The following is a 26,662-nucleotide window of genomic DNA, read 5'->3' as shown; positions in this document are numbered from 1 at the left end:
TATGAGACTTTAGCAAATGCCGAAGCAGCTACAAACCCATTACCGTTGCTGTATGAAAACATCTCAAACCCACAAGTAATCTATGTACGCGTAGATAATGATACTATGGTAGATGATGGAACCGGAACAATGGTAGATAGTTCGGTATGTTACGAAATAGCAACAATTACATTAGAAGTAAATCCACTGCCAGTAGTAGATTTAGAAGATAACTACTTATTATGTGTAAATACAAACGGAACCGAAGTTATCAATCCATTAGAGATTGAGACAGGATTAAGTACATCAGACTACACGTTTGAGTGGACCTTGAACGGTACTGTAGTAGGAACCGGAAGTAGTATCATGCCAACACAAGGCGGAAGCTATACAGTAACTATAGAAGATAACCTAACAGGCTGTGTAAGTACAGATACAACTCTAGTAGAAGAAAGTGCACCACCAAGTATAGAAGCAGATGTAATTACACCAGCATTTGCAGACGTGCATAGTATACAAGTTACTGCAACTGGGACAGGTGTCTCAGAGTATGAGTTCCAGTTAGATGGCGGACCATGGTATAATAACGAGCCAAATGACAATACGTATATATTTAATGATGTAAGTGGTGGCGAGCATACAATAACAGTAAGAGATATTAATGGATGTGGCGAGTCAAGTACAACTGTGATGGTTATGGATTACCCACATTTCTTTACACCAAACGGAGATACATATAACGAAACATGGCAGATATACGGAATAAGTGATCAGCCAGATGCAGTAATATACATTTTTGATAGATACGGTAAGCTGTTAAAGCAATTAAATCCAACAGGACCAGGATGGGATGGGACCTATAACGGTAACCCATTACCAACAAGTGACTATTGGTTTACAGTAGAATATAGAGAACCAGGAGATACAAGTGATACCAAGAAGCAATTTAGAGCACACTTTACTCTGAAACGCTAGGAAACAACTCCTAATAAAAACAAACAAACCAATACAAATAGAAACAAAAAAGCCTGAACATAGTGTTCAGGCTTTTTAGTATAAGGTGTTTTATAAATAAAAACTAAAAGCGATTACTCAACTTCAAAAGTGATTTTAAGATTAACTCTAAACTCTGTTACCTCACCACTTTTAACAATTGCACTTTGATCTTGTACATACACAGAACGTATGTTTTTTACACTTTTTGATGCGTATTTTACTGCTTTTAATATGTAAAAAAAGCTTGAGTAAAAACTCAAGCTTTTATATTTATGTTTTTATTAGAATTAAAGCTTAAAACTTAAAGAAAGTGTTATGTTAGAGTTTGTTCTATCAATATTTGCTGCATTGGTAAAACCAACATCAAAAAATTGCTCCTGTCTTTCTTGAGAAGAATTACTATAAGCCAAATCTAATACGGTGTTTCCAAAGTCGTAACCTAATCCAAAAGAGTAACCAGTTAAATCGCCAATAACTTCGTTGTTTTTATAAGGACTTTCTTCAAAGCGGTAACCACCTCTTAAACTAAACTGCTTTATTTTGTATTCTCCACCAATTCTGTAAGTATTTGCTCTAGTTAGTAAATTAGACATAATATTGTTTTGTGCGCTATAATAAGAATCAGAAGTTGGTTTAAACTTTGTGTTACTAAAGTCTTTAGTAGAATAGTCAAAACTAATAAGACCTTTTTGTCCAAATACATATGCTATACTAGAAGAAAATCTAGAAGGTGTTTGTAATTTGTAGCTAGGAAATATGTTAACTATATTAGGATTTACTATTTGGTAGAAATCACCATTTGTTTCATCAATTACGAAAGTCTCTAAATATTGTGTGGTCTCTTCTTCAATAGTCATCCATGTAGGAGAATCGTAAGTAAATCCTATTCGTAACTCTGGTGTTACTTTGTATATAGTTCCTAATTGAAACGAAAAACCAGTACCGTTAGTGGCTAATGTGTTATCAAATAAAACTTCATCAACTAAAGTGTTTGTGTTATTATTTGTTTCATAATAACTAGTGTATCTTTCGTAGTTTAAAAAATGAGAATTTAAATTTAAACCAATATATAAATCATCTGTGTATTGTGCTGCAGCATTAAAAGTCACTTTTCCGTTATATCCTGTTGCAGAGTAATTATTAGCTTGATTGAAGTCTCCTGCAGCAATATTAGAAAAGTACACTGTATTATTATCATCAAAGGTTTCAGGTTCTAGTATGTAAGAGTCATAACCTAAAAAAGCTTGTTGATTTTGATAGCCATACAAACTCCCAATTTCTGAATAAGCTTGAGAAGTAGATTCTCCTTCTAAAGCAGAAATTTCACCTAAGGGTAAACCTTGCGCATTAGCTAAAAAGTATTGGTCAACAGAGTTTTGACTTACTCCAGAAGCTTTCCAATTATCATCATAATGTTTTGAATTTTCAAAATTTATTCCAACAGAAAATTTCTTCCAAGGTGAATCTTGTCGATTATTTCTAAAGACAAATACGGCTCCACCTTGAGTAAAATCAAAATTAGATTCAGATGATGTGTTGTTTACATTAAAATAATTTGTTTCATTATCAATGTTTTGATTTTCTAAAGTAAATGTGGCATGACTGCTTGTAAAAACAGCAGAACCTGCAGGATTTATACTTATAGCGCTTAAATCTCCTCCTAGTGCACCAAATGCACCGCTTAAAGCTCTAAATCTAGCAGTTCCTTTTAAATCATCATTAGAGTATCTTAAAGCATCTGTAACTGTTTGGCCAAAACTAAAGGACATAACAAAGCTACTTATGGCAAGCATAACAATTTTTTTCATTTCAATTTTTTTAAGTAATTATAAATTTGAATAAATAAGGTTAAATAGTAATGACTTATTTATATTCTAATCATCCACCTCTACGACCAGAAGATCTTGAAGATGTTCCTCTAGAAGAGGATCCACCACTTCTTGTTCCTCCAAAAGATCTTGTTGGAGAACTTGTACTAGGTCTTGTTGTGCTAGTCCTTGGTCTAGTAGTATTTGTTCTAGGTCTAGTAGTTCTAGTTCTAGGTCTAGTAGTGCTAGTTCTAGGTCTAGTAGTAGAATTAGTTCTTGGTCTTGTAGTATTTGTTCTAGGTCTAGTTGTAGAGTTAGTTCTCGGTCTTGTTACAGATCTTGGTCTTACATTTGTGTTACCTCTATTTATGTTACTTCTACCATTTAGAACTGACGAGTTTCTTAATATAGATCCTCTTCTTCCAGCATTATAAGAAATACCTCTTCTAGTGTATATACCATTGTAAGCGTATCCATTATAGTAATTTCCGTAACCATATCCATAAAAGAATGGACCATATCCGTAAAAACCTCTATTCCAAAAAGGGTCGTAGAAACCAGCATTCCATCCCCAAGAATTCCATCCCCATGGTCTGTTCCATCTCCATGAGTTCCATCCCCAAGGTGTCATACCCCAAGAATTCCATCCCCAATTGTTCCAACCGTATCTAGCTATTTGGTTTGAATAGACGTCATTGTAAACGTTAATAACAACTTGATCATTAGAATCTCCCCAACCAGCTTTTTGGACAACAGAAGTAGTATCAGAGTATGTTCCTTCATAGGTGTCAATATCTGTAAAAATTTCGTTGTTATTATTGTCATAAGCTTCAGCTTCTAAAGCTTTCTCTCTAAAATAGTTAGTGTAATAATCATTATTATTATTATTATTTCCTTCTTCTATAACAACTGTTTGTTGCCCATAAGCGTCAGATGTTTCATAAATACCATCATTTGTTTGTCCAACATATTGATAAGACCCACACGAGGTTAGTGCAATTGCAGCCATTATAGCTGTAAGTGCGTTTAATTTGTTAGATAAAAAAGTAAATAATTTCATAACGCTTTATTTTTAATTGTTGAACTATACAAAAATAGTTAGTTTTGCTAAACTATTCTATTATTTAACATAGACACAATATTTGTGCCAAAATACCGATATGAGTAAAAAATTGACAAGTAGAGCCGAAGATTATTCCAAATGGTATAATGAATTGGTTGTAGAAGCTAATTTAGCTGAAAATTCAGCAGTTAGAGGTTGTATGGTTATAAAACCTTACGGTTATGCAATTTGGGAAAAAATGCAAGCAGAGTTAGACAGAATGTTTAAAGAAACAGGTCATGAAAATGCATATTTTCCAATATTTGTACCAAAAAAACTTTTTGAAGCTGAAGAGAAAAATGCAGAAGGGTTTGCTAAAGAATGTGCAGTAGTTACTCATTATAGACTTCAAAACGATCCTGATAATCCAGGTAAATTAAGAGTAGATCCAGAGGCAAAACTAGAAGAAGAACTTGTGGTAAGGCCAACAAGTGAAGCTATAATATGGAATACATATAAAGGCTGGATACAGTCCTATAGAGATCTTCCTTTGCTAGTAAATCAATGGGCTAATGTTGTAAGGTGGGAAATGCGTACACGATTGTTCTTACGAACAGCAGAATTTTTATGGCAAGAAGGTCATACTGCGCATGCAACAAAAAAAGAAGCAGTTGCAGAAGCCGAACAAATGAATAATGTTTACGCAGACTTTGCAGAAAACTTCATGGCTATACCTGTAGTGCAAGGATTAAAAACAGAAAGTGAAAGGTTTGCGGGTGCAGTAGAAACATACTGTATAGAAGCACTTATGCAAGATGGTAAAGCTTTACAAGCTGGTACATCGCACTTTTTAGGTCAAAACTTTGCTAAAGCATTTGATGTAAAGTTTACTTCTAAAGAAGGAAAGCAAGATTACGTATGGGCAACTTCTTGGGGAGTTTCAACACGATTAATGGGAGCATTAATTATGACGCATAGTGATGATAAAGGTTTAGTTTTACCACCAAATTTAGCACCAAATCAAGTTGTAATAGTTCCTATATATAAAAATGAAGAACAGCAAGAAGCTATAACAAAGGTTGTAAATGGTATAATGAAAGACTTAAGAAGTAAAAACATTACTGTTAAGTTTGATAATCGAGATACATTAAGACCAGGAGCAAAATTTGCACAGCATGAACTTCAAGGAGTTCCTCTAAGAATTGCAATAGGAGCAAGAGACTTAGAAAACAGAACTGTAGAATTAGCAAGAAGAGATACCTTAACTAAAGAAATAGTAAACCTAAATGGCTTAACAGAAAAAGTAGAAGGTTTAATGACAGAAATACAAGAGTCTCTATTTAATAAGGCATTAGATTACAGAAATAATCATATAACTAAAGTAGATACTTTTGAAGAGTTTAAAACTATACTTAAAGAAAAAGGAGGTTTTATTTCTGCTCATTGGGATGGTACACCAGAAACAGAAGAAAAAATAAAAGAACTTACTAAAGCAACAATAAGATGTATTCCTTTAGATGGAAAGGAAGAAGAAGGTAAATGTGTGCTTACTGGTAAGCCTTCAAACCGTAGAGTATTGTTTGCAAAAGCATACTAATAAAAAATTTTTTTAATTTTTTTTAATTAGTTGTTGCAATAGTCAAAAATAGTTGTATTTTTGCATCCGCAATGGAAACATTGTTAGTTGTTTTGAAATAAAAAAAAGTTTTGCAAGTATTAAAAAATAATTTATATTTGCGCTCTCAAAATAACAAATGGCCCGTTCGTCTATCGGCTAGGACGCCAGGTTTTCATCCTGGTAAGAGGGGTTCGATTCCCCTACGGGCTACAATTTTTTAATAAAAAAAGAACTAATGGCAAATCATAAGTCAGCATTAAAAAGAATAAGAAGTAACGAAGCTAAGCGCTTAAGAAATAGATATCAGCATAAGACAACTCGTAATGCTGTGAAAAAATTACGTGACTTAGATAACAAGAAAGAAGCTGAAGAGTTATTACCTTCTGTTGTATCTATGTTAGATAAGTTAGCTAAGAAAAACATTATTCATGCTAACAAAGCAGCTAATATTAAATCTAAATTAGCTAAGCACGTAGCTGCATTATAAGAAATTATTATTAGTTATATAATATTATTTTAACGCTTCATTTTATGAAGCGTTTTTTTGTTTTTAATAATTTTCAGTTATAATATTAGCGTATTTTAAGATTATAAAAAAAGCCTTGAATAATTTCAAGGCTTTTTTTATATATAACATTCTTTAAGTCTTAACCATTCATAGAGATTAAAAACTCTTCATTGTTTTTTGTTTGTTTAAATCTTTCATTGATAAATTCCATCGCTTCAACAGGATTCATATCTGCTAGGTATTTTCTCATTACCCACATGCGTTGTACTGTGTTGTCGTCTAATAATAAGTCGTCTCGACGTGTACTAGAAGAAGTTAAATCAATAGCAGGGAAAATACGTCTATTAGCAATTTTTCTATCTAATTGTAGTTCCATGTTTCCTGTTCCTTTAAACTCTTCAAAGATAACTTCGTCCATTTTAGAACCAGTATCTGTTAAAGCTGTAGCTATTATAGTTAAAGATCCTCCATTTTCAATATTTCTAGCTGCACCAAAGAAACGCTTAGGTTTGTGTAAAGCATTTGCATCTACACCACCAGAAAGTATTTTTCCTGAAGCTGGTTGTACAGTATTATAAGCTCTAGCTAAACGGGTAATAGAATCTAAAAGAATAACAACATCGTGTCCACATTCTACTAATCTTTTAGCTTTTTCTAAAACTATATTAGCGATTCTTACGTGTTCATGAGCTTCTTTATCAAAAGTAGAAGCAATTACTTCTCCGCGTACATTACGTTGCATGTCTGTAACTTCTTCAGGACGCTCATCGATAAGTAAAATCATTTGATATACTTCTGGATGGTTAGCAGCTATTGCATTTGCTACGTCCTTTAGTAACATGGTTTTACCTGTTTTTGGTTGTGATACAATCATACCACGTTGACCTTTCCCTATAGGAGAGAATAGATCCATAATTCTAGTAGAAATTGTACTTTGCTTTTCTGCTATATTAAATTTCTCTTTTGGAAAAAGTGGTGTTAAATGTTCAAAAGATACACGATCTCTAACCACATTAGGACTTTGACCGTTTATTTTATTAATTTTTATAAGAGGAAAATACTTTTCTCCTTCTTTTGGAGGACGAACATTACCTAAAACAGTGTCCCCTGTTTTTAATCCAAATAATCTAATTTGAGATTGTGATACATAAATATCATCTGGAGAAGAAAGGTAATTGTAATCAGAGCTTCTTAAAAAACCATAACCGTCCTGCATGATGTCTAAAACACCTTCACTTTCAATAATAGCATCAAACTCAAAATCAGGTTCTCTATAACGGTTGCGGTTATCTTTGTTTCCGTTATTACCTTTTTGATTGTTGTTGTTATTCTTGTTGTTATTTTTTTGACGATTGTTATTATTAGGTTTGTTAGCTTTATTGTCCTTTTGTTGCTTATCGTCTTTTTTGTTGTCGTTGTTATTTGACTGTTTATTTTTTTGATGATTTTGTTGGGTAGCTTTTTTAGGCTGTTCCTTCTTTTCTTTAGATTTATCAGACTCTAAATCTAATTTACTTTGGTTATCATCTTTTTTTTCTGTTGAAGTTTTCTTGTCTGCTGAAGCTTTGCTAACTCTTGTTCTTTTTTGTCTTTGAGGTTTTGGTTTATCCTCTGTGTCTTCCTTTTTTACTTCTAAGACAGCTTTTGGATCTGCTGCTTGTTTGTCTAGTATTTGATATACTAAATCTAATTTTTTCATAGAGCGAAATTTAGGAACGCTCAATTTTTTAGCAATTTCCTGTAATTCAGGAAGCTTCATGGCTTTTAATTGTGAGATTTCAAACATTGATGTTGAATTAACTTATGTAATGTTATAATTTTTAATTGATTGTTTCTTAAAGAAAATAAGATATTTCTGAAGAATTAACGCTTTGCTATTGTGAGTGTTGCGTAACGTTAATGCAATTATACAACTTTTATTTTAATTTTTAGTTCTATAATTCTAAAAGAAACTATATTTTTGTAATCCTAAAATTTAAAAATTATTATGCTACAACGCATCCAAACTGTATATTTATTAATTGTTGCTATTATCTCTGGCGGATTAATATTTGCGTTTAATCTGTGGACCACTGCAGAAGGAACTGTTGTGTATGCTAAAGACGAAGTGCTTGCTTTAGGACTTTTTGTAGGTTCAGCTATTTTAGCAATTATCTCGATTTTCAATTTCAAAAATAGAAAGTCTCAATTTATGTTGGGACGTCTAAATATGATATTAAACTTAATTTTACTAGGATTTTTCGTGTATCGAATACTTAACTCACCTGGAGAAGCTAATGGAGTTTCAGAGAAAGGTGTTGGGATTTTTCTTCCAGTCATTTCTATCGTATTTTTGGTTCTTGCCAATAGAGCCATTAAAAAGGATGAAGATCTTGTAAAATCAGTAGATAGATTACGATAAACCTATCATCTTAGTAGTATTAGTGCGAAAGAAAAACCGAAGTGAATAACTTCGGTTTTTTTATTTTCTATCATATTGAATAACTTCTAAATTATCAATCTTACCATTATCTATTGTAAAACGTAACATGGTACGTACTTTATGAAAACCATGTATGCCAATTGCTCCTGGATTTATATGTAACAAACCCAATTTTTTATCAGACATAACTTTTAAAATATGAGAATGACCGCAAATAAATAATTGTGGTGGATTTGCTTTAATAGCGTCTCTAACTCTAATATTATATCTACCAGGATAACCACCAATATGCGTAATCCAAACATCAATACCTTCAATAGTAAAACGATTATGTTCTGGGAATTCTACTCGTGCTTTATCACCATCAATATTTCCCCAAACAGCACGTAAAGGTTTTAGCTTTTGTATTTGATCTGTAACACTTAAGTCACCAATATCACCAGCGTGCCAGACTTCATCAGCATTTTTTACGTGTTTTAATATAGTGTCGTCAATGTAACTATGTGTATCAGAAAGTAGCAGTATTTTTTTCATCTCTTAATTAAACTATTCTTAAAACTTGTATCATCAAGTTTTTAACTTAATGCTTTATCTTATCTTTGCATTTCAATTTGTAAAAATAAGCGATTAATTGAGATATTTCATAGAATTATCATACAACGGAAAAGCCTATCACGGTTGGCAAAATCAACCTAATGCTATTTCTGTTCAAGAAGTTTTAGAAAATGCGTTAAGTACTTTATTGGGTGAATCTGTTGCTATTGTCGGAGCAGGACGTACCGATGCAGGTGTACATGCTAAACAAATTTTTGCGCATTTTGATACAGAACAAATTATTGAAAAAGCGCAATTAGTTTATAAATTGAATTCGTTTTTACCAAAAGACATTGCTATACACAATGTTTTTAAAGTAAAGCCTGATGCGCATGCACGTTTTGATGCTTTAAGCAGAAGTTATTTATACAGAATTTCACTTAAAAAAAATGCGTTTAACACAGAGCAAGCGTATTTTGTAAAGCAGCAATTAGATGTTGAAATGATGAAAGAAGCAGCAAAAATCTTATTTGATTATAAAGATTTTCAATGCTTTTCTAAAGTGCATACAGATGTAAAAACGTATAATTGTGATATCAAAGAAGCTGAATTTAATATTGTTGAAGACGAGCTTCATTTCACCATAAAAGCAGATCGTTTTTTGCGTAATATGGTGCGTGCCATAGTTGGTACGTTAATAAATATTGGTGTTGGTAAAATTGAAGTTGCCGATATGCATCAAATTATAAAATCAAAAAATAGAGGAGAAGCAGGTTATTCTGTACCAGCGCAAGGGTTATATTTAACAGCTGTAGAATATCCAGATTTCATTAAAATAGATGACTAAGAAAAAAGAAAACATATTTGACGTTAACTTATTTAAACGTCTTTTTAAATATACAAAACCTTACCGTGTAGTTTTTTACGGTTTAATAGTTTCGGTTCTAATTTTAGGAGCATTAAGTATTGCTACACCTTTATTAGTAAGAGAAATTGTAGACCAGCATTTGGTTAAGCAGGATTATGATGGCTTTGTCAACTTGATCACTATTATGGCTTTGCTGTTATTAGCAACAGTTGTTTTTCAATTGTTATTTATCTACTATTCTTCTTGGTTAGGTTTAAAAATGGTTAAAGATATTAGAGTTAAGTTATTTGATCACATGCTTAATTTTAGAATGAAATACTTTAACAATTCTTCAGTTGGAGTTTTAATAACAAGAGCAGTTACTGATATGGAACGTATTTCGTCTGTATTTGGTGATGGTTTATTTTCAATCATAAGAGATTTATTAATTATGATTGTTGTCTCTAGCGCTATGCTTTATGTAAATTGGAAACTTGCTATCATAGTTTTTGTGATGCTTCCAATTATACTGTATGCTACAAAAGTATTTCAACGTTACATGAAACAAGCTTTTGAAGAAATTAGAAATGAAGTTTCTAATCTTAACTCGTTTGTACAAGAACGTGTTACAGGAATGAAAATTCTGCAATTATTTACTAGAGAAGTAACCGAGTATAAAAACTTTCAAGAGATAAATACAAGACATAAAAACGCTTGGTTAAAAACCGTTTGGTATAACTCTATCTTTTTTGCAATTTTAGAGGTTTTATCGGCATTAACTGTAGGTACAGTAGTATATTTTGGTGGATTAAGAGTGATCATTGACGGTTCTGTATCAGCAGGAGATTTGTTTATGTTCATAACCATGATACCAATGTTATTTAGACCTTTACGTCAAATAGCAGATAAGTTTAGTACACTTCAGATGGGGCTTGTTGCTGCCAACAGAGTGTTTAAAATTTTAGATACCACTTCGCAAATTGATAATTCTGGAACCATCGTTGCTAAAGATTTAAAAGGAAGCATTAGCTTTAAAGATGTTCATTTTAGATATGTTGAAGACGAAGAAGTTTTAAAAGGAATTTCTTTCGAAGTTACCGCAGGTCAAACCGTTGCTATTGTTGGTGCTACTGGCGCAGGAAAAAGTACGGTGATTAATTTATTAAATCGTTTTTACGAAATTAATAACGGTGAAATTAAAATAGACAACACCAACATAAAAGACTTTACATTAAGTTCTTTAAGACAACAAACTGCAGTTGTGTTGCAAGATGTGTTTTTGTTTGCAGATACTATTTTAAGTAACATTACTTTAAATCATCCCGAAATCACAGAAGCACAAGTCATACAGGCAGCAAAAGATATTGGTATACACGACTTTATAATGAGTCTTCCAAACGGATATCATTATAACGTTAAAGAACGTGGTGTTATGTTATCTTCTGGGCAACGTCAGTTAATATCATTTTTGCGTGCGTACGTCACTAATCCAAGTATTTTAATTTTAGATGAAGCAACATCTTCTGTAGATTCTTATTCAGAACAATTAATTCAAAATGCGACTGATAAGATTACCAAAGGTCGTACATCTATTGTTATTGCTCATCGTTTAGCAACCATACAAAAAGCAGATAATATTATTGTAATGGATAATGGGCAAATTGTAGAGCAAGGAACACATCAAGAATTACTTAAAAAGGAAAATGGTTACTATAGAAACCTTTATGAAGTTCAGTTTTTACAATCTGAAGTGGCTTAAACTAAATCTTTTTTCAAAATTTCTGCTAATTCTGAAGTATCAGAAAATGGTACAAATTCACCATCTCTAAAACAAGATATTTGTCCTGTTTCTTCACTTACTGCAATAGCTACAGCGTCTGTACGCTCGGTAACGCCAACTGCAGCACGATGACGTAGTCCAAAACGTTGTGGTATATTTTTTTCGTTATTAACAGGTAAAATAACACGTGTTGCTTTTACAATATTATCTTGTATTATAATTGCACCATCATGTAAAGGACTATTCTTAAAAAAGATACTTTCTATAATGGGTTGTGTTACTTTAATATTCATCTCGTCACCAGTATTGGCTAAAAAGTCTAGGTTGTTATTGCGTTCTAAAACAATTAACGCACCAGTTTTTGAAGCACTCATTTTATTACAAGCGGCAATAATAGCATCAATATTTGTTGTAGCGTTTTCTTCCATTTTTAAAAACTTAAGCTGACTAAAAAACTTACGTCTACTAGCAAAATTGGTAGAACCTATCATTAATAAAAACTTTCTGATTTCTTGCTGAAAAACCACAATTAACGCAAACATTCCTACGCTAATAAATCCGCCTAAAATATTACTAAGCATTTGCATTTGTAGGGCTTGCGTAACCTTCCAAATAATGTAAATAATAACAATACCAATAAAAATATTGATAGCCACAGTACCTTTAACTAATTTGTAAACATAGTAGAGTAGTAGTGCAACTAAAATAACGTCGATAACGTCTATTAAACTGAATTTTAAAATATCATCTAATATCTCCAAAGTGAAGTCGGTTTTTGTAAATTTAATGAAATTGAATTAAAAAATATACTCGTTGTTGTCAATAACTATAGTTTCAAAATTTAAGTTTTGAAGTCTGTTTTTTACTGTAATGTAATCTTGAAATTTTAATTGCTTATTTAAATGAAGTGTCAAAACAGTGTTTTCTTCATTTTTATTAAAATTTTTCTCAAGTTGAATAATTAAATTATCAATATCAACTTCTGAAAGTTTTACATCATTATGATGAATTGCAATATCATTTAAACTATTAATTGTTATTATATAATTGTTTTCAGAATTGATTTCTTCAACATAATTTACATCTGTAAAATCAATAAATCCTAAATTTTTAATGCTGGTATCGTTACAAGTATAATAGTTTTTTGCGGCTTCATTTTTATGCATTTTTGCATTTCGTTTTTTGTCTTGCAAAAATTTAATTTTTGGTATGGCTTGTTCTAAAGTCAATCGTTTATCTACATTAAATAACCAGTTGGTAGAGATAATTAAATTTTTTCTATTAAGCTCTATACTATCTGGTTGTGTTTCGTTATAAAAAATATATGCAGGAGACACATCTAAAATTTCAGTTATTTTAGCGTGTTGTACTTCTGGTAATTGGATGACTTTTTCGTTTCCGCAAGACCATAAAAAGAGCGTGATTAATCCTATGAATCCTATTTTTTTAAGCATGTAATTGGTTATAAAGTGTGATACATTCTTTAGCTTCTTTTACATCATGCACGCGTAAAATTTTTGCGCCTTTTTGTAAAGCAATCATGTGTAAAGCAGTAGTTCCGTTTAGTGCGTTTTGAGCTGTTGTGTCTAGTGTTTTGTAAATCATAGATTTACGAGATACGCCAACCAAAAGTGGTAAATCGGCAATATTTAAAAGCTCTAATTGGTTTAAAAGCTCAAAATTTTGCTGTGTAGTTTTGGCAAATCCAAAACCAGGGTCCAAAATTAAATCTATTATACCTAAAGCTCTTGCTTTGCTAATACGTTCAGAAAAATAAAAATTAACGTCTTTTGTCAAGTTATCATAATCTGTCAGCGTTTGCATAGTTTGTGGTGTGCCACGCATATGCATCATAATGTAAGGCACGCTTAGGTTTGCAACTGTTTGCAGCATTTTTTCATCTAAAAATCCTGCCGAAATATCATTAATTAAACTCGCGCCAGCTTTAATGGTTTGTTTTGCAACTTCACTTCTAAAGGTGTCTACAGAAATAATAATTTCAGGAAAATATTTCACTAGTAACTCAACAATAGGTACAATACGTTGCAGTTCTTCGTTTTCTGTTACAAAATCTGCATTTGGTCTAGAGCTGTAAGCGCCAATATCTATAAAAGTAGCCCCTTGGTTAAGCATGTTTTCAACTTGATTTAATATAGAATTTTCGTCTTTATAACGTCCGCCATCAAAAAAAGAATCTGGCGTTACGTTTAAAATTCCCATCACTTTTGGTGTACTTAAATCGATAAGTTTTCCTTTACAATTTATTGTCATTGGTATATAGTTGATAGGTGTTGGGATAACTTGTAAAAACTTTAATCCCTAAACCTTGAACTTTAAATAATTTTATGCGAAATTTACGGAAATTATCAAGATAAGAACACCATTTATGCAAGATACTTCTAAACAATACGATGCGGTAATAAAAACCTGTCGAGATCTTTTTACAAAAAAAATGTCTGATTACGGAAGCGCATGGCGTATTTTAAGATTACCATCTTTAACCGATCAAATTTTTATCAAAGCGCAACGTATAAGAAGTTTACAACAAAATGACGTTAGAAAAGTAGATGAAGGTGAGCAAAGCGAATTTATAGGCATTATCAATTACTGTATTATGGCATTAATACAAATAGAAAAAGGTGTTGTAGAGCAACCAGATATGGATGTAAATGAAGCGATAGAATTATACGATAAGCACGTTGCAATCACTAAAAAATTGATGGAAGACAAAAACCACGATTATGGTGAAGCTTGGCGCGATATGCGTGTAAGTAGTCTTACTGATTTAATCTTGCAAAAATTACTACGCGTTAAACAAATTGAAGATAATGCAGGAAAAACTATTGTTAGCGAAGGAATAGATGCTAATTACCAAGATATGGTTAATTACGCGGTTTTTGCGATGATTCATTTGAACGAAAAATAAAATAAAAAAAGGTTACAGTATAGCTATGAAATACATCACAGGATTTTTAAGAATTTTTGTCGGAATATTTTTTATCATTTCAGGGTTTATAAAGCTTAATGACCCAATAGGATTTGCTTTTAAACTAGAAGAATATTTTGGTCCAACCGTTTTAGATTTACCATTTTTTACGCCTTATGCTCTAGGAATTTCTATAGTAGTTGTAGTTTTTGAAGTGCTTTTAGGAGTGTTCTTAATTATTGGTTACAAAAAGAAATTTACTTTATGGAGTTTATTATTAATGATAGTATTCTTCACATTTCTAACATTCTATTCAGCATACTTTGATAAAGTGAAAGATTGCGGATGTTTTGGTGACGCTATGAAAATGGATCCATGGGAAAGTTTTGGTAAAGACGTTGTCCTATTAATTATGATTCTTATCATTTTTGCAGGTCAAAAATACATCAAGCCATTCTTTAGTAAATTTATTACAACCATAATTGCATTATTAAGTTTTATTGCATGCTTAGGGTTTGCTTATCATGTCTTAATGCACTTGCCAACAATAGATTTTAGACCATTTAAAGTAGGTAATAATATTACCGAAAAAATGACCATTCCAGAAGATGCGCCACAACCAGTAATAGAATATACTTGGACGTTTAAAGAAAACGGAAAAGAAGTAGAGTATGTAACTAATGGAAGTTATCCAGAATCTTCGGGGACTTATATTGGAGTAGAAACCAATGTAATAGAAGAAGGTTATGAAGCTCCAATTCATGATTTTTCAATAGAAAAAGATGGCGAAAATTATACCGAGGATATTTTAAATCGTCCACACGTATTACTAATTATCAATTATAACTTGGCTAAAGCCGAAACCGAAGGTCTTAAAACAATAAAAGTATTAACCGATAAAGCTATAGAAAACGGCTACGATGTTATTGGTATCACAGCAACAGGACCAGAAGAAGCAAATACATTTAAAAAAGAATATAATCTAAATTTTGATTATTATTTCTGTGACGAAACAGCTTTAAAAACCATCGTACGTTCTAATCCAGGGATTTTAAAACTTGAAGAAGGAACTATTATCCAAAAGAAACATTGGAATGATGCTGATGAAATTGAATTACCAAAAGTAAAGCGACCAGAGCCTACCAAAAATATGTCTTTGGTTGATCAAGGAGAAGTTTTATATTTAATTGAAGGAAAAGAAGCTACGCTAGAAGAAGTTAAAGCTTTAGATAAAGATAAGTATAAGCTTGTTCCTGTTCAAAAAGAAGGTTCTTTCGAAAAATTTTTAGATTCAGTAAACACTGTAAAAGGCAAAAACTATATTGGTGTCTCAAGTTTTGAACTAAAACAAGAATAACCTAATCATAAAAATATAACATCTGTTAAGCTACTTACTAAATAAAATCTTTTACGCATTACTCACATTATTTGGAGTAGTCACTGTTATCTTCTTTTTATTTAGTGTGTTGCCAGGTGATCCAGCACAAATGATGTTGGGACAAAATGAAGATAGCGAACAGTTAGCTATAGTTAAAAAAAAATATGGATTTGATAAACCTATAAGTACGCAATATTTATACTATTTAAATGATTTGTCACCAATTTCATTTCATTCAAAGACAGAAGGTGATTATACGTTTTTAAGTCAAAATAAATACGCTGCAACCCAACTGTTTTCAATAGGAAATACTACAACCGTATTAAAGTTTCCGTATTTAAGAGAAAGCTTTACAAAACAAGGTAAAAAAGTAAGTCAAGTACTTTTAGAAACATTACCAAATACTTTTGTTTTAGCTATATCAGCGATAACAATAGCTTTATTTTTAGGAGTATTTTTAGGTGTTATTTCAGCATTAAAAAAAGATACATTTTTAGATAAATTTATACAAGTTATCAGTACTTTAGGGATGAGTGTCCCTTCCTTTTTTAGTGCCATATTATTTGCGTGGTTTTTTGGTTTTGTATTACACAAATACACTAATTTAGAAATGACAGGAAGTTTATACGAACTTGACGACTTTGGAGAAAAAATGCACATCAAATGGAAAAATTTAATTCTTCCTGCGCTTGTTTTAGGGATTAGACCATTAGCAGTAGTTATTCAGTTAATGCGAAATTCACTACTAGAAGTATTTAACCAAGATTACATTCGCACAGCAAAAGCAAAAGGACTTTCAGAGTTTCAAATTATAAAAAATCATGCTATAAAAAACGCATTAAATCCTGTAGTTACAGCAATATCAGGTTGGTTTGCAAGTATGTTAGCAGGAGCAGTTTTTGTAGAATATATTTTTGGGTGGAATGGCTTAGGTAAAGAAATTGTAAACGCTTTAAACACATTAGATTTACCAGTAATTATGGGTTCGGTGCTAATTATAGCGCTACTCTTCATAATAATTAATATTTTTGTAGATATAATCTACGGTTGGTTAGATCCAAAGGTTAAATTAGAGTAAAACTATCGTTAGGTCTAGCAACATCATGACCTATTCATAAATAAATAAGATAAAGACATGAGAAAAAACATCGTCGCAGGAAACTGGAAAATGAATAATGATTTAGCCCAAACAGAAGGCTTATTAACAGATTTACAAAAGCAAACACAAACAAGTGATGCAGAAGTAATGGTAGCGCCTTCATTTACAAATCTTTGGCATTCATTTCAGTCATTACGTACATCAGATATAGAAGTAATCGCTCAAAACATGCACTTTGCAGAAAACGGAGCATACACAGGAGAAGTAAGCGCATCAATGCTAAAAAGCGTTGGTATACAAACCGTAATCTTAGGACATAGCGAGCGTAGAGCATACTTTAACGAGACAGACGCAACTTTAGCAAAAAAAGTAGACGCAGCATTAGCAAATAATATGCGAGTAATATTTTGCTTCGGAGAAGAGTTAGAAGACCGTAAATCTGGAAAAGAAGAAACCGTAGTAGGTAACCAAATAAGTAATGCATTATTTCATTTAGACGCATCAGCATTTAAAAGTATCGTTTTAGCATACGAGCCAGTATGGGCAATAGGAACAGGCGAGACAGCTAGTCCAGAGCAAGCACAAGACATGCACGCATTTATCCGTAAAACATTAGCAGATAAATACGGTAATGATATAGCAGATAATCTATCGATACTTTACGGAGGTAGCGTAAAACCAAACAACGCTAAAGAAATTTTCTCTAAACCAGACGTAGATGGCGGCTTAATAGGTGGTGCATCGCTAAAAGCAGAAGACTTTTTTGCAATTGTAAACGCATTTTAAAATATTAATTTTGGCGTTACCCTTTGCCTGATATAAGTCAGGCAAAGCGTCGCGCTATTCGTTATATCTTTTTCTCGTACCTCAAAAAAGGATGTCACTACTATCGCTAACGCGGGTAAAACCGCAAAAACATAGCAACAACAATGTCTAATATTATTTATAAAGGTTACTATTTTAAAGTAGAACCATTACAACCAGCAGTAGAAATTTTAATCGCCGAGTTAGGTTATGCAGGATTTGAAAGCTTTGTAGAAACCGAAGAAGGTGTAACAGCATACATTCAAAAAGAAGAATGGAACCAGAATATCTTAGAAGATATTCAAATATTAAATTCTGATGAATTTAATATTACTTACACACATGAAGATATAGAACAGACTAACTGGAATGCAGAATGGGAAAAAAACTTTAACCCAATTATAGTAGATGATGTTTGTGCTGTTCGTGCACCATTTCATGAAAAATTTGACACAGAATACGATATCATTATCGAACCAAAAATGAGTTTTGGGACAGGTCATCATGAAACAACACACATGATGATCCAGCATATCTTACAAAACGATTTTAAAGATAAATCAGTCTTAGATATGGGTTGTGGTACAGCTGTTTTAGCTATCCTAGCCGAGATGAAAGGAGCAAAACCAATTGACGCTATAGATATTGATAATTGGTGTTATTTAAACAGTCTAGAAAATGTAGAACGCAATAATTGTAAACATATTTCGGTTTATGAAGGAGAAGCTTCGTTATTAAAAGACCAAAATTACGACATAATAATAGCAAATATTAATCGTAATATCTTATTGCAAGACATAGCTACGTACGCAAAATGTTTAAATACCAACGGAAGTTTATTTTTAAGTGGTTTCTATGAAGAAGATATTCCGTTAATAGAAAAAGAGTGTAATGCTAATAATTTACAACACTTAAAAACGTTAAAACGTAACAATTGGGTTGCTTTACATTTTAAAAATTAATACTTTAGAAGTGTAATACTCTCAAAATCATCGTATATGAGTACTAAAGAAAAAATTCAGGAACAATTAGAAGTAGATACGTTAGAGAAAAACAATAACGAAATTGTTTTGTATAACGATGACGTTAACACCTTTGATCACGTTATTAATACATTAATGTACGCATGTGATCACACACCAGAACAAGCAGAGCAATGTTCTATTTTAGTGCACTATAAAGGAAAGTGTACAGTAAAAACAGGAGATTACGACGACTTGAAACCACGTTGCTCCAAGCTTCTTGAAGCAGGATTAAGCGCAGAAATAGTATAAAAAAAGAGCCTTTTTAAAAAAGGCTCTTTTTTTGTCTCATGATTTACGTCTATTAGTGTTAATGCCTAAAATTTTATACAATGGACAAAAATTAATAAAACTTGTAATTAAAAAGATAATTGCAATAGCCATTAAAACGTAAGCTAGTGTACCTTCTATTACATCTAAATAATATAATAAAGCAATAATAATAGCAATAAGTACGCGTAGGCTTTTATCTAAAGCTCCCATATTTTTTTTCATAACCTTAATAGTATTGATTAGTTATAAATAAATATAGATATATACTTGATAATAAGCAATTTATTTTGTTTGTAGTGTTTGTAAAACAAAAAACCACGTCAAATAGACGTGGTTTTTTATTGTTGTGACCTCGACAGGATTCAAACCTTGTCAGTAATTCCTTAGTATTATTGACTTTCTTAGTTTTCTATTTGATTATTAACCTAATAGCTACCATTTAGATTGAAAGTCTTTATAGTTCTTTGTCTTTCTCAGGACATCATAAAGATACGAAAATCAAGGATTCAAACCTATATAAATCATATTAAATACTATGAAATTTGTTCAAGATATTGGTTGATGATTTCCTCTTTAATGCCACTATATTCGGCAAATTCTTCTGCAGTGATGAATTGGTGTGACTTCTTGCCAAAGTGGGTTTTAATGTCATTTAAAAGCTTACGACCGTAGCGTTCACTTCTTCCAGTGATTCGCTGTATGTCTTTTGGGTATATACAAGCTCTTACTATTCTCATTTTATACTCTATCCATACTTTATCTATACCTCAACTATGGATTGTTTATATGTCTTCTAATGGCATAAAACGCATTTTGTGGCACCAATGTATGGCTGTTTTTGATTTCTTTTATAAAACTAATGTCTTTTGTCTAATAATCAAAAAATTAGAACATTATGGCTAGACAAACAGGTATTATCAAATTGAAGGGAACTATTGGAGATATTTCCTTTTACAAAAGCGCAGATGGACACCTTGCGCGCTATAAAGGAGGTGTCGATGCCAATCGTATTGCCAATGATCCTGCGTTTCAGAGAACTCGTGAAAATGGCTCTGAGTTTGGACGTGCTGGAAAAGGCGGTAAAGTGATTCGAAATGCTATTCGTGTGCTTTTGCAGAATGCAAAAGACAAGCGTGTAGTGAGTCGTTTGACTAAATCTCTTGTAGCTATTACCAAAACTGATACTGTCAATGAGCGTGGTCTTAGAACCATTGAAGACGGTGATATGTCTACATTGCAAGGCTTTGAATTCAATGCTAACGGAAAGCTAGGCGCAACATTATTTGCTCCTTATGCTACATCTCTTGATCGTACAACTGGAGATGTCGATGTGAGTTTGGCTCCATTTTCACCAACAGTAAGAATTGCAGCTCCAGGAGGAACTACTCACTTTAAGGTAGTAATGGGTGCTGCAGAGCTTGATTTTGCCAATGAGAGCTCAACTTTTGAGAGTGATGAAACGGCGATTCTTCCTTATGATAGTGCAAATACTGCAGCAATTGATTTGAGTGTTGCACTTCCAGCAAACTCAGCGCTTCCAATTTTGCAAGTAGTTGGTATTGAGTTTTATCAAGAAGTAAATGGACAAATGTATCCGTTGAAAAATGGTGCATTTAATGCACTTGCTGTAGCAAAAGTAGATACTGTCTAAATGAATGTGTTGTTGCAAAGGACCTATTATAAAGAGGGTACTAATAGTGCTCTCTTCTATAATGGTCAGTTTTTAGGTTTTGCTATTGAGTTACCTTGGTTAAACAATGAAAGAAACGTGTCTTGTATTCCTGAAGGCGAATACGAGCTGAAAGCGAGGTATTCGGTAAAATTTAAGCATCATTTACATCTTACTAATGTAGAAGGGCGTAGTCTTATACTACTGCACCCTGCCAATAACGCGAAGCGTGAGCTTCGTGGTTGTATTGCTCCTGTTACTCAGTTAACAGGTATAGGAAAAGGAACTTATTCCAAACCGCTGTTTCAAAAGTTGGTATCTCTTTGCTATCAAGCATTTGACAGAAACGAAAACGTATTATTAACTATTAAATCTTAAGACAATGAATATTGTAGAACGTTATAAAAAGCCAACGCCTAAGTTTTTCAGAACTTTGCGTAATATAGGTATTGCATTAGCTACCGCAGGTGGCGCAATTATTGCAGCACCTATTAGTTTGCCAGCTGTTTTGGTAACCGTAGCAACTTATATGACTGTTGCCGGAACCGTTGCTACTGCTGTTAGTCAAGCAGTAACGATTGACGAAAAAACAGAGGTGCCTAAAATAAACGGAAAGGATTCCGCGTCGAATATTAAATAGAGTGACACAAAATGTGACACATATCAAATTTTCGGTACTCGGTGGGACGTTATCTTCTGCGTGGATTCATATCACATCAGATGACCTCATTAAGACCGCACTTATGGCTGCAATAGGCGCTGTAATTAGCTATGTGGTTTCATTACTCGTAAAAAGACTGCATCAGACGTTACTAAAATTACGGTCTGGACAAGTACCGAGAAAGAAGAAAAAGTAATAAAGAAGAGCTTCCGAAGAGGCTCTTTTTTTATTCCGATACTTTCATTGTATCACAAAACCCTTCCGTATTATTTTAAAAGAAAAACAAAAAAAAGAAAGCGATTTCTCTAGTGGCGTGGCAATGCTGTCAAGTTTTTTGGAAAAAATCGTGCGCCTAGGAGGAAGGTTGAAAAAAATAGAACTGCCTTTTGGCGTGCTATTTTTTTCAAAACCTTTGGCTTGAACTTTATAGCATTATTGTGGTGGCCGATGGAAGCCAACTAAATTTGTGGCCTTTTTTTTATTATTATTAAGACTGTTGAATAATTGGTTGATAACTAGAGTTTAATGTTGTGATTTGAATTTCTATTTTAAGTACATTTAGTATCAAATCAATACAAATATTATGTCAAAATTTGAAGTATATCAAGATGCTAGGAGTGAGTACCGTTTTAGATTAAAAGCTGGTAATGGTCAAAAAATATTAGCAAGTGAAGGGTATTCAGCTAAAGCTGGATGTATGAATGGAATAGAATCTGTTCGTAAGAATTCACAAGATGATAAACGATATGAACGCTTAAAATCGAGTAGTGGTAAGCACTATTTTAATCTTAAGGCCAGTAATGGTCAGGTTATAGGAACTAGTGAAATGTATGAGTCTTCTTCTGGAATGGAAAATGGTATTGCATCGGTTAAAACTAATGCACCCAAAGCATCTATTGAAGAGGTTTAAAAATTTTTAAAAGAAGTTTAAAAGCCTTCTTAAGTAGGAGGTTTTTTTTATGCGCTATTGTTTTTTAAGCAGGTAATCTAAAAGGCGCGAGCCGACTGCGAGATTAGCAAGGGTACTGTGAGTGATAGTGTGAGGTACGAGCACTCTCACGGTAATGTGGTAACACTAGGTGGCGCAGTTTTTTGATTTGGTTTAAAGTGATTTCTATTTTTAATTGAATAGGTAAGTGCTGTGTGTGAGTGAGGTGACTGACGGTAGGAAGTCGCCGAAGGAATACATAGCTCTTACATACTAGGACGGAAGCGGTACCAGCTTATCCGCTAGGTTAAGGTGGTATGGCTGTAGGACGTTATTTAAGAACAGATTTTGTTGAATTGGCATCAAAAAATGTGACACCGGTAGACCTAAAACTTATGACAGTTTCCTATTACTAAGACAAAACACGTTGAACTCGACCGCGAAGCTTATTTAAATACCAGCAAACGTAGCCTAGCTATGTTCTTGTTATTTAAACATCGATTTCTTAGTGTTTTGTCTTCTCATAACGTAATGCTGCCATAAGTTTTAGGTCGTAGCCCGCAGCGACACGCAGGCTCGCAAAACATTAAATAGCGGTTGTGCCTTAATAAATTATGCGTGTGCATAGCACACACAGGTTTGGATTTTAAGGCACAAGAGTAGCTATGGGTGAGGAATAGCGTAATGTGTGCAATAGTACAAGTAAATAGTGCGACCGAGGACGTTACGCCGCAGTAGTACTATTTATGGTAAGCACCAATGCGACGATAGAAGCATTTTTGATTATGTACTATGGAACTAAATGTAGCAACTGACGAACACCTTATTACCTGCCTTCCCGAATTTTGAAATTATTAGTGCAGATGAATTGAAAGACGAATTGCGCGTAGGAAAAAATACTGGTTATGGTAATGGAGCGTCTATCCTATAGGTAGGTGCGTAGTGGACATAACTAGTATTGCGCACGAACGTAAAGCTTTTGCGATTGAATGAATGTAGCTTGCGAAAGGAATGAATGAGTAAATGCTGGAAGTGTGGAATTTTAAAATCTAAATTTACTATATGTCGTTTGGATTTTTCAATCTATCGTATAGTATTTTTCTTAATTCTAAAGTTGATTCTGATGGATAACTATTCAAATAATTATAGATGTTGATTGTAATGCGTCGATTATATTGATTGAGTTTTTTTAAAGGAATAAAATATAATCCTTTCACATCATCAAGTTTTAATATAAAACCTTGCAGTGATAGCTGTTGCTTTTTCCATTTATAGACAGTCGTGAAATCATTTTTTAATTTAGTAAGATTAGAAATAGGTTCTAATGAATCTGTAAAAAATGAAGTATTAAGGTTAGAATTGAATTTCCATTTTTTTCCATTTTTAGTGACCTCAAACAGTTTATTTCTGACGTCAATTGAGTCTTCAATATTATAAATCATTAGCTTATGTTTTTTTAGTCTTCCTAAGTTGATTTTCGAACTTAAAACTAGATTCAAAAATGAAGATAGATAAAACAACTCTATGCGTCTTATAATTAAGAAAAAGCGAAATGCCGAAATAACAAATATAAAATTGCGTCTTTTAACCCCTTTTTCTATGATTGAATCATCGGTAAAATGAATATTAAATTCTTTTCTTTTGTTATCAAAACCGATTGATAGGTGTTCTTTTTGTTTTCCTGTTGGCAGAGTACAGATAAAACCATTTGCCTCATTATAATTGAAGCGAGCATAAAAATTTTTAAATTCATCTATCATAGAATTCTAGTTGTTTTTTAACGCATTCTCAAAATGCTTTAAGTCATTATATAAAAGGTTTTTGTCTATCATTCTGAACAAACGATAATTATTACAATGTAATCCGTTATTACATTTTTTAAGACTTTTATTTGAATTACAATAACACAAATCTTTTATTCTTAACTTTTTATTTTTTAACCGTTGAATCATCAAACTGCCAATAATCTTAATATCTTTTATACCTAATATGTCTTGATACGATTGTACTATACCTATTGAACCGTGATCATATTCATCGTAACAGTATTTACCATTAATTTCATAAAAGGAATTGTTCTCTAAAAATCGAATAACAATCTCGTCTATAAATTTCAATAATGATGTGATTTTTGTTTTCAAAAGTATTTGAGATTTTGCAGACGTAGTGAAGCAACAAGACCCGGAATCTGTGTACATATGACGATCCATTTTTACAGGTATTCGGCCACCAGTTTCATAAACCATAGGAAAGAATTGAGGGTATTGCTCTAAAACTATACGTATTTCATAGCTATCACCTTCAGGTAGGACTAATTCACCACTTAAAGCATCCTCCTCTAAGTGGTAAATTAATCCCTTGTGTTTTGCTAGAACCTCATCAATTTGATTACTAATATCCATAAGGTTTTGGTGTAATAATTGCTGAACTTAAAGATTTTTTGAGATTATTACTTTTGGATTGTTCATCTTTATCTTCACCCTTTGGAAAACGAGAACCAAATTGATTGTCTATTAAAATCTCTGATGCTTTTTTAAAGTTATTTTCCTCTGAAGCTTTGATACAATCCTCTTTTAAACTTTTAAGTGCCGAAAGGAAATTGGTTTTTCTAGTATCACTATAATCTTCAAAAACATTTTCACCTGAAGGTGTTGTAGGACGAACACACTTAAATCCATCATATCTATTAAGCGCTGTGTCTATAGCTTTTATAGTTTCTCTAAATGCCTCATCTAGGTTGTCTGCATCAACATAATTGTTAGTCGCTAAAATGGTTAATTCAAAACCACTTGGTAGTTTGAGGTTTGTATTTTTATTTTCCCTGAAATTTTTCCAGGCTTTTAAGCAACGTACTATGGCTTCTAATCTAGGTCTTGTTTTTTTCTTATTATTAAACCATTCATAGAATTCTTTAGGATCACTTTCTAACCATCCCTTAGATTTGTGTGCCAATTCTATTATATTATTCTCTTTGTAATATATTGGGATATCAATATGATGACCATCTGCAAAAACTACTCTAACACAAGTTGTTTTTCTGATAGAATCTTTACCGGTATGATTTTCAGTTGCTTTAAAAATCCAATCGTGCCAAGTATTAATTGATTGCTTAATGTCGTCCTCGCTTTTGTATATAAAATAGACACCATCATCTAAATCGTATTTTCTCAACACATTACCTTCCGCATCATACGTTACTATAGGATTTATTGTTGTGTTCATTTCAAAAGAACCCTGACTGCCAAACTTAGGTTGAATCTCATTAGGCTTATTATCCTTAAACCACTTTTTAATTTTTTTTCGCAGATCTTTTCTGCTCTTTTTTAAGGATTCCTTTCTGTTTTCATTAAGTTTAATTTCTTTATCAAACTTGTTATATTCTTTATTTAGTACTGCCATTTTAAAAATCGTGTCTTTTGTTATTACTAACCCATTTTAGGTCTTTAAACTCTCCTTTTGTTTGATAAGGTGACCTATTTGTAAAATATCGACCTGATAATTTTTTCTCATTACCATCATTTATAAACTTTATAACTTCTGTACCGTAGTGAGGAGGAAAACCTTGTTCAGTACTACCTTCGTTATGATAATTATATATAAGATTGTAGTGTTGACCATCTTGTGTGGTTTCTACATACATACCTTTATTTATTGATGGTGATGATAATGAGCCATCAGCTTTTTTTGTAAATGAAGACACATTTATTTTACTACCAGATTGAGAAACAATTTTAATATGTTCCAGTTCGCCAGTCTGCAAATTTCCATTATTATCCTTGTACTGATAAACAAGCTTACCTTCATATCTTCCAGAAAAATCATCAATCCAAAAGAGCCATTTGAATGGTTTGTATTGCCATAGATATTTCGTTATCAAAGTAATAAGTAAAGTTAGTGCCCCAAAAACAGAAATAGATAAACCAAACGATTCTTTGGCAAGATAAATCAGTACGAATCCAACAATAGCAAGTCCTATAAGAAACTGAGGATGGTAATATTTTAAGTAATCTTTCTCCATAGTTTATCCTTTAGATTGTTTAGGGTCATTAGCTCTTGGGTAGGTTCTTTCTTCTTGAAATCCACCACCGTTCTTATGGATTTTGAGAGAACCACCACCTTGATTTTGAATAAAATCTCTTGCAACTTTAATAGCCTCTGGCTTGTTGGTATCAATAATTTTAGAAGCACGTTGCGCATTCTCTTTTTTTAATTTGTACACACCATTATCGTGTACTAAATGAAAATTTTTCATTTGTATTCTGGATTAATTAACTGGTCAACGTTTACAGACGATGAACCTAAACCGCGAAAGGAGATAAGGGTATTTTGTAGAATAGAAGTAAGGTAGTATCTTTGCGCAACAAAATA

Annotated in this window: 31 protein-coding genes and 1 tRNA gene; 17 read left to right on the top strand and 15 right to left on the bottom strand. The window is 32.4% G+C overall.

The window, feature by feature from the left end; translation table 11 throughout:
• On the top strand, positions 1-954 hold a 954-nt coding region (locus FHS04_RS14345; RefSeq protein ID WP_260155903.1), incomplete at its 5' end, for a T9SS type B sorting domain-containing protein.
• 113 nt (positions 955-1,067) lie between these two features.
• On the opposite strand, the gene FHS04_RS06550 is transcribed toward FHS04_RS14345, so the two are convergent.
• The 3 genes from FHS04_RS06550 to FHS04_RS06540 all read right to left on the bottom strand — a co-directional run bounded on the left by FHS04_RS06550 (position 1,068) and on the right by FHS04_RS06540 (position 3,843).
• On the bottom strand, positions 1,068-1,235 hold the full coding sequence (locus FHS04_RS06550) for a dodecin family protein (protein ID WP_106678995.1): 168 nt from the start codon (positions 1,233-1,235) through the stop codon (positions 1,068-1,070).
• Between the two features lie 27 nt (positions 1,236-1,262).
• Positions 1,263-2,783 carry an OmpP1/FadL family transporter gene (locus FHS04_RS06545; RefSeq protein WP_106678997.1) on the bottom strand — a complete coding sequence of 507 codons (1,521 nt, stop codon included), beginning with the start codon at positions 2,781-2,783 and terminating at the stop codon, positions 1,263-1,265.
• A gap of 70 nt (positions 2,784-2,853) precedes the next feature.
• Positions 2,854-3,843: a hypothetical protein gene (locus FHS04_RS06540; protein WP_106678999.1), complete on the bottom strand. Its 990-nt coding sequence runs from the start codon at positions 3,841-3,843 to the stop codon at positions 2,854-2,856.
• Positions 3,844-3,943: 100 nt separating this feature from the next.
• Here FHS04_RS06540 and proS point away from each other — a divergent pair, with 100 nt between their 5' ends.
• The 3 genes from proS to rpsT all read left to right on the top strand — a co-directional run bounded on the left by proS (position 3,944) and on the right by rpsT (position 5,930).
• Entirely contained in the window at positions 3,944-5,422 is a 1,479-nt protein-coding gene (gene proS, locus FHS04_RS06535; protein ID WP_106679001.1) for a proline--tRNA ligase, read from the top strand.
• 159 nt (positions 5,423-5,581) lie between these two features.
• A tRNA-Glu gene (locus tag FHS04_RS06530) sits at positions 5,582-5,653 on the top strand.
• 25 nt (positions 5,654-5,678) lie between these two features.
• Positions 5,679-5,930 carry a 30S ribosomal protein S20 gene (gene rpsT, locus FHS04_RS06525; RefSeq protein WP_027880707.1) on the top strand — a complete coding sequence of 84 codons (252 nt, stop codon included), beginning with the start codon at positions 5,679-5,681 and terminating at the stop codon, positions 5,928-5,930.
• 160 nt (positions 5,931-6,090) lie between these two features.
• Here rpsT and rho read toward each other — a convergent pair whose 3' ends face one another.
• Positions 6,091-7,737, bottom strand: coding sequence for a transcription termination factor Rho (gene rho, locus FHS04_RS06520; RefSeq protein WP_106679003.1), 1,647 nt, complete (start codon positions 7,735-7,737; stop codon positions 6,091-6,093).
• A gap of 201 nt (positions 7,738-7,938) precedes the next feature.
• On the opposite strand from rho, the gene FHS04_RS06515 reads away from it, so the two are divergent.
• Complete coding sequence (locus tag FHS04_RS06515) at positions 7,939-8,352, top strand: DUF4293 domain-containing protein (protein ID WP_027880709.1); 414 nt, start codon at positions 7,939-7,941, stop codon at positions 8,350-8,352.
• A gap of 60 nt (positions 8,353-8,412) precedes the next feature.
• Here the strand turns inward: FHS04_RS06515 and FHS04_RS06510 are convergent, their stop codons facing one another.
• A complete protein-coding gene (locus FHS04_RS06510) occupies positions 8,413-8,907 on the bottom strand; it encodes a metallophosphoesterase family protein (protein WP_106679005.1) in 495 nt (164 codons plus the stop codon).
• Positions 8,908-9,004: 97 nt separating this feature from the next.
• Between FHS04_RS06510 and truA the strand changes: the two genes are divergently transcribed.
• Entirely contained in the window at positions 9,005-9,754 is a 750-nt protein-coding gene (gene truA, locus FHS04_RS06505; RefSeq protein ID WP_106679008.1) for a tRNA pseudouridine(38-40) synthase TruA, read from the top strand.
• On the top strand, positions 9,747-11,513 hold the full coding sequence (locus tag FHS04_RS06500) for an ABC transporter ATP-binding protein (protein WP_106679009.1): 1,767 nt from the start codon (positions 9,747-9,749) through the stop codon (positions 11,511-11,513). Before truA ends, FHS04_RS06500 begins: the two co-directional genes overlap by 8 nt.
• Here the strand turns inward: FHS04_RS06500 and cdaA are convergent.
• Genes cdaA through folP form a run of 3 tightly spaced genes read right to left on the bottom strand, consistent with a single transcriptional unit; the run spans position 11,510 to position 13,805 of the window.
• Positions 11,510-12,295 carry a diadenylate cyclase CdaA gene (cdaA, locus tag FHS04_RS06495; protein WP_027880713.1) on the bottom strand — a complete coding sequence of 262 codons (786 nt, stop codon included), beginning with the start codon at positions 12,293-12,295 and terminating at the stop codon, positions 11,510-11,512. The two genes, FHS04_RS06500 and cdaA, sit on opposite strands and share 4 nt — an antisense overlap.
• A 36-nt stretch (positions 12,296-12,331) precedes the next feature.
• Entirely contained in the window at positions 12,332-12,988 is a 657-nt protein-coding gene (locus FHS04_RS06490) for a hypothetical protein (protein ID WP_106679011.1), read from the bottom strand.
• Positions 12,981-13,805, bottom strand: coding sequence for a dihydropteroate synthase (gene folP, locus FHS04_RS06485; protein ID WP_106679013.1), 825 nt, complete (start codon positions 13,803-13,805; stop codon positions 12,981-12,983). Before folP ends, FHS04_RS06490 begins: the two co-directional genes overlap by 8 nt.
• Before the next feature lie 115 nt (positions 13,806-13,920).
• Here folP and FHS04_RS06480 point away from each other — a divergent pair, with 115 nt between their 5' ends.
• From FHS04_RS06480 to FHS04_RS06455, 6 genes are all read left to right on the top strand, one after another.
• Positions 13,921-14,460, top strand: a complete 540-nt coding sequence (locus FHS04_RS06480) for a DUF1599 domain-containing protein (RefSeq protein ID WP_106679015.1) — start codon at positions 13,921-13,923, stop codon at positions 14,458-14,460.
• 25 nt (positions 14,461-14,485) lie between these two features.
• Entirely contained in the window at positions 14,486-15,817 is a 1,332-nt protein-coding gene (locus FHS04_RS06475; protein ID WP_106679017.1) for a BT_3928 family protein, read from the top strand.
• 22 nt (positions 15,818-15,839) lie between these two features.
• Positions 15,840-16,916: an ABC transporter permease gene (locus tag FHS04_RS06470; RefSeq protein WP_106679019.1), complete on the top strand. Its 1,077-nt coding sequence runs from the start codon at positions 15,840-15,842 to the stop codon at positions 16,914-16,916.
• Between the two features lie 57 nt (positions 16,917-16,973).
• Positions 16,974-17,723 (top strand): triose-phosphate isomerase, encoded by a 750-nt coding sequence (gene tpiA, locus FHS04_RS06465; protein WP_106679021.1) that lies wholly within the window; start codon positions 16,974-16,976, stop codon positions 17,721-17,723.
• 143 nt (positions 17,724-17,866) lie between these two features.
• A complete protein-coding gene (gene prmA / locus FHS04_RS06460) occupies positions 17,867-18,703 on the top strand; it encodes a 50S ribosomal protein L11 methyltransferase (RefSeq protein WP_106679023.1) in 837 nt (278 codons plus the stop codon).
• A 36-nt stretch (positions 18,704-18,739) separates the two neighbouring features.
• Positions 18,740-19,015: an ATP-dependent Clp protease adaptor ClpS gene (locus tag FHS04_RS06455; protein WP_106679025.1), complete on the top strand. Its 276-nt coding sequence runs from the start codon at positions 18,740-18,742 to the stop codon at positions 19,013-19,015.
• Positions 19,016-19,051: 36 nt separating this feature from the next.
• On the opposite strand, the gene FHS04_RS06450 is transcribed toward FHS04_RS06455, so the two are convergent.
• Both FHS04_RS06450 and FHS04_RS06445 read right to left on the bottom strand, forming a co-directional pair.
• Complete coding sequence (locus FHS04_RS06450) at positions 19,052-19,258, bottom strand: YgaP family membrane protein (RefSeq protein ID WP_106679027.1); 207 nt, start codon at positions 19,256-19,258, stop codon at positions 19,052-19,054.
• A 311-nt stretch (positions 19,259-19,569) separates the two neighbouring features.
• Complete coding sequence (locus FHS04_RS06445; RefSeq protein ID WP_106679029.1) at positions 19,570-19,773, bottom strand: hypothetical protein; 204 nt, start codon at positions 19,771-19,773, stop codon at positions 19,570-19,572.
• A 158-nt stretch (positions 19,774-19,931) separates the two neighbouring features.
• On the opposite strand from FHS04_RS06445, the gene FHS04_RS06440 reads away from it, so the two are divergent.
• The 4 genes from FHS04_RS06440 to FHS04_RS06425 all read left to right on the top strand — a co-directional run bounded on the left by FHS04_RS06440 (position 19,932) and on the right by FHS04_RS06425 (position 22,276).
• On the top strand, positions 19,932-20,687 hold the full coding sequence (locus FHS04_RS06440; protein WP_106679031.1) for a hypothetical protein: 756 nt from the start codon (positions 19,932-19,934) through the stop codon (positions 20,685-20,687).
• Complete coding sequence (locus FHS04_RS06435; protein ID WP_106679033.1) at positions 20,688-21,083, top strand: DUF5675 family protein; 396 nt, start codon at positions 20,688-20,690, stop codon at positions 21,081-21,083.
• A gap of 4 nt (positions 21,084-21,087) precedes the next feature.
• A complete protein-coding gene (locus FHS04_RS06430) occupies positions 21,088-21,345 on the top strand; it encodes a hypothetical protein (RefSeq protein WP_106679035.1) in 258 nt (85 codons plus the stop codon).
• A 604-nt stretch (positions 21,346-21,949) separates the two neighbouring features.
• Positions 21,950-22,276 carry a YegP family protein gene (locus FHS04_RS06425; protein ID WP_106679037.1) on the top strand — a complete coding sequence of 109 codons (327 nt, stop codon included), beginning with the start codon at positions 21,950-21,952 and terminating at the stop codon, positions 22,274-22,276.
• A 1,076-nt stretch (positions 22,277-23,352) separates the two neighbouring features.
• Here FHS04_RS06425 and FHS04_RS06420 read toward each other — a convergent pair.
• From FHS04_RS06420 to FHS04_RS06400, 5 genes are all read right to left on the bottom strand, one after another.
• A complete protein-coding gene (locus FHS04_RS06420) occupies positions 23,353-24,054 on the bottom strand; it encodes a hypothetical protein (RefSeq protein ID WP_106679039.1) in 702 nt (233 codons plus the stop codon).
• Between the two features lie 6 nt (positions 24,055-24,060).
• Complete coding sequence (locus tag FHS04_RS06415) at positions 24,061-24,696, bottom strand: hypothetical protein (protein WP_106679041.1); 636 nt, start codon at positions 24,694-24,696, stop codon at positions 24,061-24,063.
• Complete coding sequence (locus FHS04_RS06410) at positions 24,686-25,693, bottom strand: cyclic GMP-AMP synthase DncV-like nucleotidyltransferase (protein WP_106679042.1); 1,008 nt, start codon at positions 25,691-25,693, stop codon at positions 24,686-24,688. Before FHS04_RS06410 ends, FHS04_RS06415 begins: the two co-directional genes overlap by 11 nt.
• 1 nt (position 25,694) lies before the next feature.
• Positions 25,695-26,171 carry a Cap15 family cyclic dinucleotide receptor domain-containing protein gene (locus FHS04_RS06405; protein ID WP_183408368.1) on the bottom strand — a complete coding sequence of 159 codons (477 nt, stop codon included), beginning with the start codon at positions 26,169-26,171 and terminating at the stop codon, positions 25,695-25,697.
• A 144-nt stretch (positions 26,172-26,315) separates the two neighbouring features.
• Positions 26,316-26,546, bottom strand: coding sequence for a DUF2188 domain-containing protein (locus FHS04_RS06400; RefSeq protein WP_106679046.1), 231 nt, complete (start codon positions 26,544-26,546; stop codon positions 26,316-26,318).
• Positions 26,547-26,662: the final 116 nt, after the last annotated feature.

It is taken from the genome of Mesoflavibacter zeaxanthinifaciens subsp. sabulilitoris, from assembly GCF_014191595.1.
Lineage (GTDB): Bacteria > Bacteroidota > Bacteroidia > Flavobacteriales > Flavobacteriaceae > Mesoflavibacter > Mesoflavibacter zeaxanthinifaciens.
This window is presented reverse-complemented; position numbering and strand designations above follow the sequence as displayed.

What these genes read in the sequence shown, in the direction of transcription:
- FHS04_RS06545 (WP_106678997.1), bottom strand. Translation starts at nt 2,783, where the DNA reads ATGAAAAAAATTGTTATGCTTGCCATAAGTAGCTTTGTTATGTCCTTT.
- FHS04_RS06540 (WP_106678999.1), bottom strand. Translation starts at nt 3,843, where the DNA reads ATGAAATTATTTACTTTTTTATCTAACAAATTAAACGCACTTACAGCT.
- proS (WP_106679001.1), top strand. Translation starts at nt 3,944, where the DNA reads ATGAGTAAAAAATTGACAAGTAGAGCCGAAGATTATTCCAAATGGTAT.
- rpsT (WP_027880707.1), top strand. Translation starts at nt 5,679, where the DNA reads ATGGCAAATCATAAGTCAGCATTAAAAAGAATAAGAAGTAACGAAGCT.
- rho (WP_106679003.1), bottom strand. Translation starts at nt 7,737, where the DNA reads ATGTTTGAAATCTCACAATTAAAAGCCATGAAGCTTCCTGAATTACAG.
- FHS04_RS06515 (WP_027880709.1), top strand. Translation starts at nt 7,939, where the DNA reads ATGCTACAACGCATCCAAACTGTATATTTATTAATTGTTGCTATTATC.
- FHS04_RS06510 (WP_106679005.1), bottom strand. Translation starts at nt 8,907, where the DNA reads ATGAAAAAAATACTGCTACTTTCTGATACACATAGTTACATTGACGAC.
- FHS04_RS06500 (WP_106679009.1), top strand. Translation starts at nt 9,747, where the DNA reads ATGACTAAGAAAAAAGAAAACATATTTGACGTTAACTTATTTAAACGT.
- FHS04_RS06490 (WP_106679011.1), bottom strand. Translation starts at nt 12,988, where the DNA reads ATGCTTAAAAAAATAGGATTCATAGGATTAATCACGCTCTTTTTATGG.
- folP (WP_106679013.1), bottom strand. Translation starts at nt 13,805, where the DNA reads ATGACAATAAATTGTAAAGGAAAACTTATCGATTTAAGTACACCAAAA.
- FHS04_RS06480 (WP_106679015.1), top strand. Translation starts at nt 13,921, where the DNA reads ATGCAAGATACTTCTAAACAATACGATGCGGTAATAAAAACCTGTCGA.
- FHS04_RS06475 (WP_106679017.1), top strand. Translation starts at nt 14,486, where the DNA reads ATGAAATACATCACAGGATTTTTAAGAATTTTTGTCGGAATATTTTTT.
- tpiA (WP_106679021.1), top strand. Translation starts at nt 16,974, where the DNA reads ATGAGAAAAAACATCGTCGCAGGAAACTGGAAAATGAATAATGATTTA.
- prmA (WP_106679023.1), top strand. Translation starts at nt 17,867, where the DNA reads ATGTCTAATATTATTTATAAAGGTTACTATTTTAAAGTAGAACCATTA.
- FHS04_RS06455 (WP_106679025.1), top strand. Translation starts at nt 18,740, where the DNA reads ATGAGTACTAAAGAAAAAATTCAGGAACAATTAGAAGTAGATACGTTA.
- FHS04_RS06450 (WP_106679027.1), bottom strand. Translation starts at nt 19,258, where the DNA reads ATGAAAAAAAATATGGGAGCTTTAGATAAAAGCCTACGCGTACTTATT.
- FHS04_RS06445 (WP_106679029.1), bottom strand. Translation starts at nt 19,773, where the DNA reads ATGAGAATAGTAAGAGCTTGTATATACCCAAAAGACATACAGCGAATC.
- FHS04_RS06440 (WP_106679031.1), top strand. Translation starts at nt 19,932, where the DNA reads ATGGCTAGACAAACAGGTATTATCAAATTGAAGGGAACTATTGGAGAT.
- FHS04_RS06435 (WP_106679033.1), top strand. Translation starts at nt 20,688, where the DNA reads ATGAATGTGTTGTTGCAAAGGACCTATTATAAAGAGGGTACTAATAGT.
- FHS04_RS06430 (WP_106679035.1), top strand. Translation starts at nt 21,088, where the DNA reads ATGAATATTGTAGAACGTTATAAAAAGCCAACGCCTAAGTTTTTCAGA.
- FHS04_RS06425 (WP_106679037.1), top strand. Translation starts at nt 21,950, where the DNA reads ATGTCAAAATTTGAAGTATATCAAGATGCTAGGAGTGAGTACCGTTTT.
- FHS04_RS06420 (WP_106679039.1), bottom strand. Translation starts at nt 24,054, where the DNA reads ATGATAGATGAATTTAAAAATTTTTATGCTCGCTTCAATTATAATGAG.
- FHS04_RS06415 (WP_106679041.1), bottom strand. Translation starts at nt 24,696, where the DNA reads ATGGATATTAGTAATCAAATTGATGAGGTTCTAGCAAAACACAAGGGA.
- FHS04_RS06410 (WP_106679042.1), bottom strand. Translation starts at nt 25,693, where the DNA reads ATGGCAGTACTAAATAAAGAATATAACAAGTTTGATAAAGAAATTAAA.
- FHS04_RS06400 (WP_106679046.1), bottom strand. Translation starts at nt 26,546, where the DNA reads ATGAAAAATTTTCATTTAGTACACGATAATGGTGTGTACAAATTAAAA.